Raw genomic sequence first — 15,764 nt, forward strand, 5'->3', positions numbered from 1 at the left:
AAGACTTATAAAAGCCTCTTAATGCATTAGGTGTGCATTGGTAATTCACTTAAATTTGTATTCGGAATTAGGAAAAGCTATTTTGAAAAAAGAACGAATCATAAATATTCATCAAAAAACACTAGACGATTTAGAGTTTGGTACGGTTCAGTCTCAACTAAGCGAACATTGTGTCACTAACTTAGGTAAAGAAGCTGCGCTTCAAATTCAGCCATTTTCTGATGCTGAACTATTAAAACAAGAATTAGCTTACACCAACGAATATCTATCGTCTTTCGATAATGACAACTGTATTCCCAATCATGGTTTTGAGTCTTTAACTAAGGAAATAAAGCTTTTAAATATTGAAAACACGTATTTAGAAGTCCCGAGTTTGCAAAAGTTAGTAAGTACATCGCTAACAGTAAATAGTATTCTTAAGTTTTTAGAGAAATTTAAAGAATATTATGAAAACTTGCATCAGCTTTCTCAACCGATTGAGCATACTACAGCCATAATAGAACAAGTAGACGCTGTTGTTGACCGTTTTGGCGACATTAAAGACAATGCATCTCCTGCGCTTTCTGTGCTTCGAAAATCTATTGCTAGTTTACGCACAAAAATCAATACGAGTTTTGCTTCAGCATTAAGCAAATATCACAGTTTAGACTATTTAGATGATATTCGCGAATCTGTAGTAGAAAATAAACGCGTTTTGGCCGTAAAATCCATGTATAGACGCAAAGTTAAAGGTGCTATAATGGGTGGAAGCAAAACGGGTAGCATTGTTTATATCGAGCCAGAAACTACACTTCAGTATTCTAGAGAATTAAATAACCTTTTATATGAAGAAAAAGAAGAGGTTATTAAAATACTGAAAGAATTAACCAATTACATTCGATTATTTTTATCGCTTCTTAACCAATATCAAGACTTTTTAATTAAGATAGATGTGATTTCTGCTAAGGCAAAATATGCCAGAAGCATGAATGCTATTCTTCCCGAAATTTCAGAAGAACGCAACATGTATCTTAGGGATGCGTACCATCCACTACTCTATTTAACTAATACAGAGAAAGGTGAAAAGACATTCCCGCAGACGATAAGCCTAGAAGACGATGCCAGAATTATTGTTATTTCTGGTCCAAACGCTGGAGGAAAGAGTATTACGTTGAAAACTGTTGGTTTGCTTCAAGTTATGTTACAAAGCGGACTACTTGTTCCCGTACATGAACGCAGTAAAATGTGTTTATTCGACAGAATCTTGAGCGACATTGGCGATAATCAATCTATAGAAAATCATCTAAGTACGTATAGCTACAGGTTAAAACAGATGAATTATTTCTTAAAGAAATGCAATAAAAACACCCTATTTTTAATTGATGAGTTTGGTACAGGTTCTGACCCAGAATTAGGTGGTTCTCTTGCTGAGACATTTCTAGAAGTCTTCTATGACCGAAAAGCTTTTGGGATTATAACCACTCACTACTCTAACCTAAAGCTACTTGCTAACGAATTGCCATATATGCGCAATGCCAATATGTTATTTAATGAGCGTACGTTAGAGCCAATTTACAAATTAGTAATCGGACAAGCCGGAAGCTCATTTACTTTTGAAGTCGCTCAAAAAAACGGTATTCCGTATAGCTTAATCAATAAAGCAAAAAAGAAGATTGAACGTGGCAAAGTACGCTTTGATGCGACCATCGCAAAGCTTCAAAAGCAACGTAGCCGTTTAGAAAAAACAGAACAGTCTTTAAAAGCTAACGAAAAAAAGACACAAACTGAAGCAGAAAAACTCGAAGAGATAAATCAAAAAATTCAGAAAAAACTAGAAAGTTACCAAGAGCTATATGACAGCAATCAACGCCTAATATATCTCGGGCAAAAGGTTAATGACTTGGCAGAAAAATTTCAGAATAACAACCGAAAACGAGAGTTAATGGGTGAATTATTTAAACTCGTTCAGATAGAAAATTCTAAGCGTAAAAAAGTATCTGCAAAACAGAAGCGTGCTGAAAAAGCCAAAGAAGCTCAGATAAAAAAAGAAGCTGAGAAAAAGGTTGAAGTCATCAGAAAAAAGAAAAAAGAAGAAAAACAAAAAGAGAAAGAAAAGCCAACTCCACCTAAACCTGTCCTAAAGGTTGGTGACCGTGTAAGAATGCATGATGGACGTGCTGTAGGTAGCATAGATACTATAGAGAAAAATAAAGCTACAGTAAACTACGGCTTATTTACAACCAATGTTAGTATGGACTTATTAGAACTGGTAGAAGCATCAAAGTAATTAGTATTATACTTTGTGGAATCCGCATAATAATCTAATTTTAAGCAAACTAACCAATCATGAGGACTTTAATTATAAGTATAGCGTTATTGCTAGTAGCAGAAGTTTCTTCTTCACAACAATCTCAACTTATAGATAGTCTAAAATTAGAATTAAAAAACAGAAAAGAAGACGACTCGATTAAAGTTCTAATACTTACTAAACTTCACGAAAAACTTATGTTTTCCAAACCAGAGGAAGCAAAACAATATGCGCTGCAGACTTTGGCTATTTCAAAAAAAAATAATTACAAAAGAGGATTAGGAATTGGCAATATGCATTTAGGGAATTACCACTCTAATCGTGGTGAAAATGATTCCGCTTTATACTACTTTACGGAGGCTAAATCTATTTTTAAAGAGACGAAAAGTACTCGCGGTATAATTTTTATTAATCACTCCATTTCTAGTATTAAACAAACTAATGGTGAGTTTGATGAAGCAATTGCAATCACAAAAGAAACTCTTAAAGCCATTGAAAAATTTGAAAAAGACGGTGACCTAAAAACCAAATTCATAGGGGCACAACACAATTCCCTAGCTGGTATTTACATAGAAAAAGGTAATTACAATCTAGCCTTATCGGAAGCCTTAAAGGCTTTAAAATACTTTGAGGAAATTAATCATAAAAGTAGAAAAGCCGATGTTCTGAAACAGATTGGCGATATCGAAACTGCTTTAGGAAATTATGAGTCTTCTATATCATATTTTCAAGAAGCAATTGATTTATACAAAGAGTTGGATGATAAAATGTATCTCGCTTATGCACATAACTCTTTAGGCATATCTTATCAAGAACTAAAACGATATGATAATGCGAAGACACAATATAATCTAGGTCTTGAAAATTCTCGAGCAGTCGAAAACAAACTTTCTACATCTAATGCCTTACACAATCTTGGAGAGCTAGAGTTATTGAAGAAAAACTATAAAAAGGCCAGAGATTTGTTTCTTGAAGCAAAAGACATATCCGAGAGTGAAAACTTAAAACTTAGTCTTGTAAACGCTTACCAAGGATTATCTCAGGTAGATTACCATCTTAATAAATTTAGCAGTGCATTAGATTACAATCAAAAAGCGTTAGATATGTCTAAATCGATTAATGCTTTGCCACATTTAAAAGACACCTATCAACTTCACTCAGACATCTTGTTAAAATCTGGTAATTCTAATGAGGCTATAAAATATCTAAAAGAAGCTCAAAAAATTAATGACAGCTTATATAATCTAAAAAAATCGAGACAGATTGAAGAGCTTAAGGCTATTTATGAAACAGAAAAAAAAGAAGCAGAGTTGATAATAAAAAATAGGGAAATAGAAAGTCTAACGGTAAAAGCAAAAAACGATAAGCTTACAAAATCACTTTATGGTATTGGTATGTTTTCGTTTTTGACGATAGCTGGATTGCTTTATTTTGGGTTTAAACAACGAATTAAAAAAAATAGAATTGCTAGAGAGAAACAAGAGGCCATTTACAAACAAGAAATTGAATTTAAAAAGAAAGAATTGGCTTCGCAAACATTACATCTGGTTCAGAAAAATTCATTTATTCAAGAGCTAAAGGAAAACTTAGAAAAAATAAAAAAATCGCCAGAACTTTTTAAAGTAGAATTTAGACGACTAGTTATGTTGCTGAAAAAAGAAAGCGCAGAAGACAAAGATTGGGAAGTTTTTAAATCTTATTTCTCTGAAGTTCACAATAACTTTGATATAAAAATTAAAGAAATTTCTAACGATATCTCTGAAAAAGAGATACGTCTAGCATCGTTCTTAAGGATGAATCTAACAACTAAAGAAATCGCATCAATGCTTAACGTTCAGCCAGATAGCGTAAAAAAATCTAAATATAGACTTAAAAATAAATTATCTTTAGGTAAGGATGATGATTTAACGCAATTTTTAAACTCGATATAACACTGTATTCTATCTTTGCATTGTGATAGAACGTGTACCAAATGATAAGCAATTAATACTGTTTGATGGGATTTGCAATCTCTGTAATAGCAGCGTATTATACGTCATTAAAAGAGATAAGAATAATAAGTTTCTTTTCGCGCCTTTACAAAGTGCTATAGGAGAAGCCATCATTAATGAATTTAATATAGACACCAATCAGACAGACTCTATAATACTTTACAATACTTCAGAGCAAAAAATTTATAGTAAATCTACAGCAGCACTTAAAATTGCTAAAGAATTAACATTCCCCACAAAAATACTCTCCCTTTTTTTAGTGTTTCCATCAGGACTTAGAAATTGGTTCTATGATTTTATTGCGAAAAATCGCTATAAATGGTATGGCAAACGTGAGTCTTGTATGATTCCAACTCCAGAATTAAAAGCAAAATTCTTAGATTAACGTTCACTCACTTAAAAGGGTATTTCACCTTTTAAATGGCATCATTCACTCAAAGTAGTTTTTAAATATTATAATCTGATTTTACCTTTATTACGAGTTTAAGGTTGATGGTTAAATTCTTTCGGTTGCAAAATGTAATCGCTATTCTAAACCTCAAAGCCGGATTATGTTAGTTTGAGCCTAGCTTCAGTTAGTTGGGAACGAATCGAGCTCTTTCAATATGGCAAGTCTACCCTATTGAAAGTGTCATTAGAAAATGATAGACCGAAAAATCTGGCTTTGAGGTTTTTATTTCAAACCACTCAGAATAAAATCTAAATTAGAATTAGTATTGCTATTAGTTTCGTATGCATCTGTATAGTGCGTTGGAGGAATTGCTAATCCTAAATCCAATAGTTTATCAATAGTTGGTAAATAAGACATACAAACTTTCCCCATTAATAATTTACCTAAGTCGTTCTCTTGCTTAGCATATTTATATACATTTCTTAGCCCAGTTAGATATAAATAATCTTTGGTAAATCCGCCACCACGGTGTATACGCTGTGTGATACTGAATGCTTTATTACGCTCTAATTTGTATTGTCTATGAAGTAAATCAAAAGTATCTGCAAAACTGTAGCCTTTACTCAGACTATCAGCAGCAATAACTCTAAAAGCCAATTCGCGTAAGCGAAACATGGTTAAAGAACCACTCATATATTCCGCATATACGGCTAATCCCTCTTGAGTTTCTACATTGTTAGGAAAACCGTTAGAAAACACTTTTAGAGGCTGAGACAACCCATTAAAAGTCGTTACCATGTGCACACCAATTTCATGATTTGCTAAGACCTTAAGTTGATTATTACTAAACTTATGATTTTTTCTAAGTACCAAAGTCTGCGTGTTATTAAGCACCATTGCCGCCGCAGAAATATTATTACTTATCTTAAGATTATATTTAAAATTGTACCGCTTAGCATAGTCTTCAAAATAAGATTTAGCATAATCCACATCGTGAATGGGCTCTAAATCAGCTTCATCTACATCGTCAAATCGTAGAATAAATTTTGCGTTTTCAATATCATTTTCCGTAGGTGTACCAAAACTCTTGAGGCTGTTGTAGTAGAATTTTCGACCTTGACCAATAGTTTCAATACATTCTATTAAACCTGAATATTCATAAATAATATCTTCGTACAGCTGCCGGATATCAGCATCTTCAATACGCTCTAAGCGCTGCGAAAAGAATAAACGATGTAGTTTATACCCATTGAATTTTATCTTAGGGTATTTAAATTCTGGCTCGTAGTTGTATTTAGCTGAAAAGAATTTCTTTTTTTCAACCGAAATGTTAAGTGGATTTATATAATTGAGTAATTCAATATTTTTAACTAATCGATCTAAGTTAGAATCGATATCAAAAACATCTTGAAACTCTGTAGTTGTTTTAATACTTGGCATTAATTTGAAAACGTTTTGTAAAACTCAGCCGCATGCTTTGGTAAAATTTCTCTAAGCTGTTGTTCTACCGCAGCCACTACTTCTGGATAAATGACTTGGTTGTACTCATCGCAATATACTTTTGCAATCTCAGTTGCCAAAACTAAGGTATTTTTAAAGTTCTGGGTAATAAATTTTAAGAAATACCCATTACCATGAAACGTATCATTAATCTTTGAAGTCTGCTTAATTCCATGAGGTAATTTAATCGAAGCTAAAGCCTGTCGCCAATCTTCGATACAAGCACCAAAGCGCTCATTATCTACATTAGACGTTCCCAAATTCCAAGTTGGCACTTCCCTATCCCAACGTTGCCAGTTGTAGCTGTGCATATCGTAAACAATACAAATGCCAAATTTTTCTTCTAGCTTAGAAATTAAAGCGGCTACTACTTTATAGAAATTGGCATGTTTTTGCTGACTTTTCTGTTTTTGCGCTTCTGCCAAAGGTAACTTCCAAAGCTGTTTGCCCCAAGCGGTTTCAAAAACAGCTTCTTCTGGCGTACGGTTTAAATCATATTCAAAACGAGAATCACAACCTGCGATAACTATTGGATGCCTAGTTATCATATTTTTAGTTTCTGGATCTTCCTCATACCAACGGTCGTATTCAGAATGCAGACAATTATCCCATAACTCCTTTCTAAACTGATGCCCATCGTGAACTGCACCGCATGCATAAGGCACATATTCTTCAATTTTTAGTGTAAACGAATAATCGTCCGCAACAGCATGAAAACACTTCTCATCATTTATGTTTTCTATAATTTTTGAAATTGAAAGCCTTTTCATAAGCTCTAGTTTAAAATACGTTTTAGAAATAATAACATAGAATGTTCGCGAATATCGAAATCGCCATCAGCAAAAAATAGACCTTTAATGTCTGCTAAGATTTGGTCCAAATTCTCTTTAGAATACTGATGCTTTTCTATAGACGCTAAAATCTTTTGAATGCTTTGAAAGTCATTATCAGCTGAAAATTCATCATGAATTTTTTGAAAAGTTTGCATATCCACCTTTGAAATAATAACGTTGCGTTCGTGATTATTCTCCTTCAAATCTGAATGCGCAGCATACAATAAGGTGTATGCAATCAGTTCATCCTTTGTCCAGTTTGGTGCTTCCATTATTATTGCGTTAATGTTCCATATTCTGTCCATGAACCGTCATAAACAACTACATCTTCATAGCCTGCCAGTGTAGCGCCTAATGCCAAATTACATGCCGTGATACCAGTGCCACAGCTGAATACGAGCTTCTTTTGTGTAGTAACTAAATTATCAAAAATTTGCTTTAGTTCATCTCCGGATTTTAAAACAAATCCATCAAGTAATTCTGTATATGGTAAGTTCAGAGAATTTACTATGGTTCCACTTCGTAAACCTTGTCGGGGTTCTGGTGTTTCGCCTGAAAATCGTTTGTAAGAACGTGCGTCAAGAATCAGAGTATTATCCGATTTCGAGTACTGATTAACCCCTTCAAAATTAGTGAACAAGTCTTTATTGACATTGGCAATAAAATCACCTATATCAGAAGCTTCGTCATAAGCCTTTATAGTATCAAACCCCTGACGTTGCCATTCCGGTAAACCGCCGTTTAGAACAGCTACATTTTCATGACCAAAATATCTAAATAACCACCAAGCACGAGCACTTGAGTAAATACCGTGTTGGTCATACACTATAATTAAAGAATCTTTATTAATTCCCAATTTTTGCGCTTCAGTTTGAAATTGTTGAGCGGAAGGCAGTGTATTTGGAAACCTAGCATTAACATCGCTAAATGTCTTTTTAATATCGAAAAACTGAGATTTAGGAATATATCCAGAATTATTCTGCAAGCTAGAACCCGCTACTTTAGGAATTGTAGCATCAAGAACCACAATGTTTTCAGCTTCAATATGTTTCTGAAGCCAATTCACTGAGACTAAAGGCGATTCAACTTGAAGCATATCTTAATATTATGCGTCTTCTACAGTCTTTCGTAATCGGGTACGTCTATTAAACGCTTCAAGATTATCTAAGACTTTACTTTCAAGAAAGTCTATAACCTTTTCCTCTACTTTTCGCTTATTTTTATACACCTTGTTGATGTAAGTAATTCCACCTGGAGACATGACATTAACCTCAACTAATTTTCCGCCTATAACATCAATACCAACAAAGTACAATCCGTCTTTAACCAATTTAGGTCCAATTTGTTTGCAAAGTGCTTTTTCCTCTTTTGTTAAGGTATGTCGTTGTACAGAACCTCCAGCAGATACATTAGAACGGTGGTCATCAGAACCAGGAACACGCTTCATGGCGCCAACAGGCTCACCATTTAATAATAAAATACGAACATCACCTTTATCGGCGCCTTCTATATAATCTTGAAGTATAACGTAATTAGATTCACCATCACCTGCGCTAATGTAGAAATCCAATAACGAGTTGATATTGTTCATCGCAGACTTTTCAATAAGAATAACACCAGAACCACCAAAACCGTTTAATGGTTTTAGAATCATTTTGTCTGCTTTAGACTCTTTAATCTGCTGCACTAAATACTCTTTATTTTTAGATACATGCGTATTTGGAATGATATTACTATGCGCATCTCCAAAAGCTGCTGTATATAATTTGTTATTGGCCTCGCGCATGCCTTGAAGAGAATTCACAATAAACACATCGTCTTTTACTGAATCTAAAAAGTTGAGCATTAATGGGTCTAAAGGTGGATTGGCTCTAAAAAATATAGTATCAAAACCTGCAAGTGGTAGCATTTCTTCACGCAAACTTGCCTTTTTATAAAATGCCTTAAGTGACGTAGGCACCTTGTCCATACGTCCTACGACTGTACAAAATGCGTTGGTAACACTATCTCTAATGGTTAGGTTAGCAGGTGTACACATGGCAACACCATGACCACGTTTTACACATTCTTTTATTAAAGCTAAACTTGTATCGTTTTCTGGATCAATGGTTTCCCAAGGATACATAATGAAGCATACATTCATAATTCTAAGGTTGGTTTAGTTTTCATTATTCTGAAAATTAAAAATACAAAATTTAGTTAGTTTTTTTTGAGACACTTCGACTTCGCTCAGTGTAAGTGATTCACTACATTTTTTTTAGAGAAAAATATGTTCTCTACTTATTTCACCTCATCATAATGGTCATCCCATTCTTTGGCCTTAGGGTACTCATGAAGTTTCCCCAAGGACTTAGCAACAAGAAGCGATACTGTGGCATCTCCTGTGACATTTACAACTGTTCTACACATATCTAATGGTCTATCAACAGCAAAAATCAATGCTAGACCAATTGGCAATAATTCCGCTGGAAAACCAATAGATTCTAGAACAATAACGAGCATTACCATACCTGCACTCGGTACTGCTGCTGAACCAATAGACGCCAATAGTGCTGTAAAAACAATTACTAATTGATTAGTAAATGTCAATCCTTCTGGCCATATCACTTGCATAATAAATACGGCTGCGATACCTTGATACAGACTTGTTCCATCCATATTTACCGTAGCGCCAACAGGAAGTACAAACCCTGAAACTTCTTTATCCACACCTACATGCTCTTCAACACGTTCCATAGTTACGGGTAATGTTGCCGCACTACTACTTGTAGAAAATGCTAGTAATTGAGCAGGGCTAATCTTACTTAGAAACCATAATGGTGATTTCTTTCCGTATATATTGACTAAAGTCATATAGAAGCCAATCATAACGATTAATCCTCCAACAACGCAGAATGCATATTGTAATAGCTTAACGAGTATGGTTGTGTCATCAAAAGCAATAATTACATTTGCCATTAAGGCAAATACAGCATAAGGTGCAAAAAGCATAATTAAGTCCACCATTTTCATGACGACTTCATTCAACGAATCAAAAATATCAATCATAGGTTTAGCTTTCTTTTCACCAATTAGTAATAAGCAAATACCAACAAATAAGGCAAAGAATATAACTTGCAACATACTCGCGTTTGCCATAGACTGAAAAATATTACTTGGAAAAATATCTACTAGTGCTTGTAATGGTCCAGCATCTTGCTGTGCGCTTGCTTTCATTAATTTGTCTGTTACCCCAGCATCATTGGCATATTTTAGTTTTATATTCTCAATAGTTTCTGCAGGCATTCCTGTTCCAGGTTTTACAACATTAACTATAGAAAGACCAATAATGATTGCTACTAAAGTTGTACCGACATATATCAGTATAGTACGTAGTCCCATGGCTTTAATCTTAGAAATGTCTTTTAAATCTGAGATTCCTTTAATTAGCGACGCCAAAATTAATGGTACTGCAATAAGTTTAAGAAGATTGATGAATATTTTACCAAATGGCGCAATCCAATCAGTGACGAATTGTTGTCCGTTCACGGAATTCATTATAAAACCAAAGATGATTCCAAGAATCATTCCTATAATAATCTTCCAGTGTAATGCGAGTTTTTTCATTAAAACGAAGTTTTATTTCCACGAAAGTGGAAAACATTTATTTATAATTCCTTTACCAATCCTTAGTTTCCTGTCTTCTTAACAACATATAATCTGCAATAACCAAAGCAGCCATAGATTCAACAATAGGCACTGCACGAGGCACTACACATGGGTCGTGACGTCCTTTACCTTGCATTTCTACAGTTTCTCCTGCACTATTTATAGTTTCTTGTTTTTGAAGCGTTGTTGCTACAGGTTTAAAAGCCACTCTAAAGTAGATATCCATGCCATTGCTAATACCACCTTGAACACCACCTGATAAATTGGTCTGTGTACTTCCATCTTCATTAAACTTATCGTTATGCTCACTTCCTTTCATTTTGGCGCCACAGAAACCACTACCATATTCAAACCCTTTTACGGCGTTAATAGAAAGCATGGCTTTACCGAGCTCTGCATGAAGCTTATCAAAAACAGGTTCTCCTAATCCAGCCGGGACATTCTGAATGACACAGGTGATTGTTCCTCCGATGGTATCGCCTTGTTTTTTTACTTCAGAAACTTTGGCAATCATTTTTTCTGCAGTAGCTTTATCTGGGCAACGAATAACGTTAGATTCAATTTTAGAAAAGTCTAAATCCTGATAGGGTTTATCAACAAAAATCTCTCCAACCGAAGATGTAAAAGCATTAATTTTAGTCTGACGTAAAAACTGCTTTGCAATAGCTCCAGCTACTACTCTACTTGCCGTTTCACGAGCTGAACTTCTTCCGCCACCTCGATAATCGCGCACACCATATTTTTTATCATATGTATAATCTGCATGACTTGGACGATATACATCCTTGATATGCGAATAATCTTTAGATTTTTGGTTGGTATTATGGATTAAAAAACCAATGGGTGTTCCTGTAGTTTTGCCTTCAAAAATTCCTGAATAAAACTCTACAGTATCTGGTTCTTTACGTTGCGTAACGATTTTAGACTGACCAGGTTTACGACGATTCATTTCGTTTTGAATAGCTTCAAAATCGAGCTCAATTCCAGCTGGACAACCGTCAATTATTCCTCCTATTGCTCTACCGTGAGATTCACCAAAAGTGGTGAGTTTAAATAACTTTCCGAAAGAATTTCCTGCCATTAACCAATTATTTTACGCTAATGTAATTGTTTATATAAACAATAAAAAGTCTAGGTCTCAATTTATAAGTTTTACAAACCTGGTTTTGCATAACACTTTAATAACAATAAGCTTAATTACAGTTAATTATGCTTTAACACTAAAGTCACATTACAATAAGTTATTTGCAGTATTAATCCTGTGGTTTTGAATATTAAAAGAAAACTTGATATTGTTGTAATTTCTGATGTACATTTAGGTACTCATGGCTGTAATGCAAAGAAATTACTTAACTATTTGAATAGTATTGAGCCTAAGCATTTAGTACTTAATGGCGATATTATTGATATTTGGCAATTTAATAAGCGATACTTTCCTAAAACTCACCTCAAGGTTATAAAAAGAATAATGAGCCTATCTGCCAATGGCACAAAGGTGACATACATCACAGGAAATCATGACGAGTTGCTAAGAAAGTTTAACGATACCGAGATTGGTAACATTTCTATTGTTAACAAATTGTTACTCGATTTAGACGGTAAAAGAACTTGGATTTTCCATGGGGATGTGTTTGATGTTTCTATTCAGAAAGCAAAGTGGATTGCTAAACTTGGAAGTTGGGGTTATGATATGCTAATTATACTAAATCGTTGGGTTAATTGGTATTTGCAAAAACGAGGAAAAGCTCGTTATTCTCTTTCAAAGAAGATAAAAGATAACGTGAAACTAGCCGTAAAATATATTGGTGATTTTGAAAAAACAGCATCAGATTTGGCTATTGAAAATGGCTTCGACTATGTAATTTGTGGACATATTCATCAGCCAACTATTTCGGTTAAAACTAATAAGAGAGGTACAACAACTTATATGAATTCTGGGGATTGGGTAGAAAACTTAACCGCGCTGGAATACCGATTAAAACGCTGGAAACTTTACGATTATACCAAAGACAAACTTATTCCTTTTGCTCCTGACGAAGAGCTAAAAGATATGAATATAAAAGACCTCATAGCAGCTATTACCATTGTAGAGCAGCCTGAAGAAGAATAGCTATAGAAGTGCTTCTTTTAGAATAGTTACAGGGTGTTTTGCAACAACATTCGTTCCATCTTTGATTTGATGCCTGCAACTAGTCCCATTTGCTGAAATGATAATATCATTTGATGCCTTTCTAATAGCAGGAAAAAGCGTTTGTTCGCCAATTTGCATGCTTATCTCGTATTTATCTTTTTCATAACCAAAACTACCAGCCATACCACAGCATCCACTTGGGATTATGGTAACTTTATAATTTTCAGGCAGATTTAAGACATCAAAACTAGATTTTTGATTAGCTAAAGCTTTTTGGTGACAGTGTCCATGAAACTTGATGACTTTAGCTTCTTTAGTAAATTGCTCTGAAGTAATGTTGCCAAGCTCAATTTCTTGCTGAATAAATTCTTCAATTAAGAAAGTATGTTTAGCAATGGATTTAGCTGCTTCAACATCATCTGATAGTTTAATATACTCATCTTTGAATGTTAAAATTGCTGAAGGCTCTATACCTATCAACGGTGTGTCTTTGGTGATTAAGTCTTTAAAGATTGAAACGTTTTTGTTGGCTAAGTCTTTTGCTTCTTCTAAGAAGCCTTTGGATAAATAACTTCGTCCGCTTTCGTGATGCTGAATAAACTGTACGTTATAATTCAGTTTTTGAAGCAGAATAACTGCATCATTCGCAATATCTGATTCTAGATATTTCGTAAACTCATCTACAAAAAGATATACAGTTTTAGTGCTAGAAGAATGCGTTTTATTTATGGAATAATTAAATGACTTTGTAAACTTTGGCAAACTACGTTTTGCATGAACTCCAAGAATATTCTTTACAATGCTTGATGCGAAACTACTTTGAAAAACAGCATTAGACAAACTAGGTGCTTTTGAACCTAACTTGTTATACTTTGTTGCATTGGCAAAAAATTTATCTTTAAACGAGAATCCGTTCGTTTTTTGGTATTGATACTGAAACTCTGCCTTTAAACTCGCCACATCCACACTACTAGGGCATTCGCTCGAACACGCTTTACAGCTCAAACACAAATCGAAAACATCTTTTAGCTCTTCATGATTGAATTTATTAGCCTTCTCTGAAGTGGTTAAAAATTCCCTCAGAGCATTGGCACGCGCTCTAGTGGTGTCTTTTTCATTTCGTGTTGCTCGGTAACTTGGGCACATGGTCCCACCAAACTCAGGGAGTTTTCTACAATCTCCAGAGCCATTACATTTTTCGGCTTCTCGAAGAATCCCTTGTGATGCGGAAAAATCTAGTATCGTATTAATTATTGGCTCCTTTCTATCAACTTTATATCGCAAATTTTTATCCATTGGCAAAGCATCAACTATTTTACCTGGATTAAAAATAGTATTAGGGTCGAAAGCAGTTTTTATTTGTTTTAAAATCTGATAATTATCCTCGCCTATCATCAAAGGAATAAACTCTGCACGTACAATACCATCCCCATGTTCTCCAGACATGGAGCCTTTATATTTCTTGACCAAATGCGCTACATCCGTTGTGATTTTACGGAATAAAGTAACATCTTCTTTTTGCTTGAGATTAAGAATTGGTCTTAGATGAATTTCACCAGCACCAGCGTGAGCATAATAAACAGCATCTTGATTATAACCCTTCATAATAGCCGTGAATTCCTCAATAAAATCACTTAAATCTTCTAAGGCTACAGCCGTATCTTCAATACAAGCTACTGCTTTTTTGTCGCCAATCATATTTCCCAAAAGCCCTAAGCCGGCCTTACGAAGTTCCATAGCTTTGTCTATCTCTGTACCTTGAAGAATTGGTGCAGCATAACTAAGTCCTTGATATTTTATTGTTTCAAGTAACTTCTCAATACTGTCATTGAGTTCTGTATCTGTTTCTGCTCTTAATTCGCACATTAAAATGGCAACAGGATTACCTTGTATAAACTTTCGGTTTTCTTGTTGTTTAGCGTTGTGCTTTGTTAAATTTAGAATGGTATCATCCATCATTTCGCAAGTATGCAAATTGTGTTGCATAAGTTGATGCACAGATTTCATACAGGCTTCAATACTATCAAAATGAAGCGCTACCATTGCATTCTCTGAAGGTGGTAAATCATCTAGCTGCAACGTAATTTCTGTCGTAAACGCCAAAGTTCCCTCACTACCAGATAATAATTGACAAATGTTGAATTGTGATGCGTTATCTTTTGAAAAGACTTCAGATTTTATCAATTCATCAATGGCATAACCCGTATTTCTTCTATGAATAAATGGTTTAGGGAAATTATCAATGATATTTTTTTGAACTTCGGTAGACTTTAATTCCTCATAAATGGTTTTATAAATTTTTCCTTCTAAATCGTTCTGAACTATTTTATTTTTAAATTCAGCTTTTGAAATAGGTTTAAATTCAACTTCACTCCCATCACTTAAAATGGTTTTAAGATTTAACACCTTGTCTCTTGTAACTCCATGTTGAATAGATGTTGTACCTGATGAATTATTCCCCACCATACCGCCAATCATGCAACGATTTGAAGTCGATGTATTAGGTCCAAAAAACAGTCCATATGGTTTAAGATAATTATTTAACTCATCTCTAACTAAACCTGGTTGTACAGTGACTGTTTTATTTATTTCGTCTACACTGATAATTTTATTAAAGCACTTAGAAACATCTACAACAATTCCTTCTCCAACGCACTGACCAGCCAGAGAAGTGCCTGCAGTTCTAGGTATAAGAGACGTTTTATTTTTGTTTGCAAAAGCTATAAGTTGCTTTATGTCATTAGTCGTCTTAGGTATAGCAACTGCAAGTGGCAAAATTTTATATACAGAAGCATCAGTAGCATATATGCTTCGCATTAATCCGTCATAATATATTTCACCTTGAAAACTAGAACTTAAGGCTTTTAATTGGTCTTTCATTAACAACTTTTAGTACTTATCTTTTTATAAAACTATGACTATTTACAAATATAAATGCACTTTTGGCGTTATTTTTGGAGAAGCAATTAAAATCAATAAAAAA

General features: G+C 34.3%; 12 protein-coding genes. 4 read left to right on the forward strand and 8 right to left on the reverse strand.

Going from position 1 to position 15,764, the window contains the following annotated elements; translation table 11 throughout:
- The first annotated feature begins 97 nt into the window (after positions 1-97).
- The 3 genes from BUB95_RS12225 to BUB95_RS12235 are packed head-to-tail and all read left to right on the forward strand — an operon-like array spanning position 98 to position 4,663.
- On the forward strand, positions 98-2,266 hold the full coding sequence (locus BUB95_RS12225) for an endonuclease MutS2 (RefSeq protein ID WP_073087436.1): 2,169 nt from the start codon (positions 98-100) through the stop codon (positions 2,264-2,266).
- Between the two features lie 59 nt (positions 2,267-2,325).
- The gene (locus tag BUB95_RS12230) at positions 2,326-4,218 is read left to right on the forward strand and encodes a tetratricopeptide repeat protein (RefSeq protein ID WP_073086864.1); all 1,893 of its coding nucleotides are present in this window, start codon (positions 2,326-2,328) and stop codon (positions 4,216-4,218) included.
- Positions 4,219-4,240: 22 nt separating this feature from the next.
- Entirely contained in the window at positions 4,241-4,663 is a 423-nt protein-coding gene (locus tag BUB95_RS12235; RefSeq protein ID WP_073086866.1) for a thiol-disulfide oxidoreductase DCC family protein, read from the forward strand.
- 288 nt (positions 4,664-4,951) lie between these two features.
- Here the strand turns inward: BUB95_RS12235 and BUB95_RS12240 are convergent, their stop codons facing one another.
- From BUB95_RS12240 to aroC, 7 genes are all read right to left on the reverse strand, one after another.
- Positions 4,952-6,109 (reverse strand): peptidase MATCAP family protein, encoded by a 1,158-nt coding sequence (locus tag BUB95_RS12240; protein ID WP_073086868.1) that lies wholly within the window; start codon positions 6,107-6,109, stop codon positions 4,952-4,954.
- Complete coding sequence (locus tag BUB95_RS12245; RefSeq protein WP_073086870.1) at positions 6,109-6,939, reverse strand: N-formylglutamate amidohydrolase; 831 nt, start codon at positions 6,937-6,939, stop codon at positions 6,109-6,111. The genes BUB95_RS12240 and BUB95_RS12245 overlap by 1 nt, the downstream gene beginning before the upstream one ends.
- Positions 6,940-6,944: 5 nt before the next feature.
- Positions 6,945-7,274, reverse strand: coding sequence for a hypothetical protein (locus BUB95_RS12250; protein WP_073086872.1), 330 nt, complete (start codon positions 7,272-7,274; stop codon positions 6,945-6,947).
- A 2-nt stretch (positions 7,275-7,276) separates the two neighbouring features.
- On the reverse strand, positions 7,277-8,098 hold the full coding sequence (locus BUB95_RS12255; protein WP_073086874.1) for a sulfurtransferase: 822 nt from the start codon (positions 8,096-8,098) through the stop codon (positions 7,277-7,279).
- Between the two features lie 9 nt (positions 8,099-8,107).
- Positions 8,108-9,145, reverse strand: coding sequence for a glutathione synthase (gene gshB, locus BUB95_RS12260; protein WP_073086876.1), 1,038 nt, complete (start codon positions 9,143-9,145; stop codon positions 8,108-8,110).
- 137 nt (positions 9,146-9,282) lie between these two features.
- Positions 9,283-10,608 (reverse strand): dicarboxylate/amino acid:cation symporter, encoded by a 1,326-nt coding sequence (locus tag BUB95_RS12265; RefSeq protein WP_073086878.1) that lies wholly within the window; start codon positions 10,606-10,608, stop codon positions 9,283-9,285.
- 52 nt (positions 10,609-10,660) lie between these two features.
- The gene (aroC, locus tag BUB95_RS12270) at positions 10,661-11,731 is read right to left on the reverse strand and encodes a chorismate synthase (protein WP_073086880.1); all 1,071 of its coding nucleotides are present in this window, start codon (positions 11,729-11,731) and stop codon (positions 10,661-10,663) included.
- Between the two features lie 186 nt (positions 11,732-11,917).
- Here aroC and BUB95_RS12275 point away from each other — a divergent pair, with 186 nt between their 5' ends.
- Positions 11,918-12,760 (forward strand): UDP-2,3-diacylglucosamine diphosphatase, encoded by an 843-nt coding sequence (locus tag BUB95_RS12275; protein WP_073086882.1) that lies wholly within the window; start codon positions 11,918-11,920, stop codon positions 12,758-12,760.
- On the opposite strand, the gene BUB95_RS12280 is transcribed toward BUB95_RS12275, so the two are convergent.
- Positions 12,761-15,661 carry an FAD-binding and (Fe-S)-binding domain-containing protein gene (locus tag BUB95_RS12280; RefSeq protein WP_073086884.1) on the reverse strand — a complete coding sequence of 967 codons (2,901 nt, stop codon included), beginning with the start codon at positions 15,659-15,661 and terminating at the stop codon, positions 12,761-12,763. It abuts the gene before it with no gap.
- Positions 15,662-15,764 lie beyond the last annotated feature (103 nt).

Source organism: Winogradskyella jejuensis, from assembly GCF_900129745.1.
GTDB lineage: Bacteria > Bacteroidota > Bacteroidia > Flavobacteriales > Flavobacteriaceae > Winogradskyella > Winogradskyella jejuensis.

Coding starts and splice junctions, on each gene's coding strand:
- BUB95_RS12230 (WP_073086864.1), top strand. CDS start 2,326: ATGAGGACTTTAATTATAAGTATAGCGTTATTGCTAGTAGCAGAAGTT.
- BUB95_RS12240 (WP_073086868.1), bottom strand. CDS start 6,109: ATGCCAAGTATTAAAACAACTACAGAGTTTCAAGATGTTTTTGATATC.
- BUB95_RS12245 (WP_073086870.1), bottom strand. CDS start 6,939: ATGAAAAGGCTTTCAATTTCAAAAATTATAGAAAACATAAATGATGAG.
- BUB95_RS12250 (WP_073086872.1), bottom strand. CDS start 7,274: ATGGAAGCACCAAACTGGACAAAGGATGAACTGATTGCATACACCTTA.
- BUB95_RS12255 (WP_073086874.1), bottom strand. CDS start 8,098: ATGCTTCAAGTTGAATCGCCTTTAGTCTCAGTGAATTGGCTTCAGAAA.
- gshB (WP_073086876.1), bottom strand. CDS start 9,145: ATGAATGTATGCTTCATTATGTATCCTTGGGAAACCATTGATCCAGAA.
- BUB95_RS12265 (WP_073086878.1), bottom strand. CDS start 10,608: ATGAAAAAACTCGCATTACACTGGAAGATTATTATAGGAATGATTCTT.
- aroC (WP_073086880.1), bottom strand. CDS start 11,731: ATGGCAGGAAATTCTTTCGGAAAGTTATTTAAACTCACCACTTTTGGT.
- BUB95_RS12280 (WP_073086884.1), bottom strand. CDS start 15,661: ATGAAAGACCAATTAAAAGCCTTAAGTTCTAGTTTTCAAGGTGAAATA.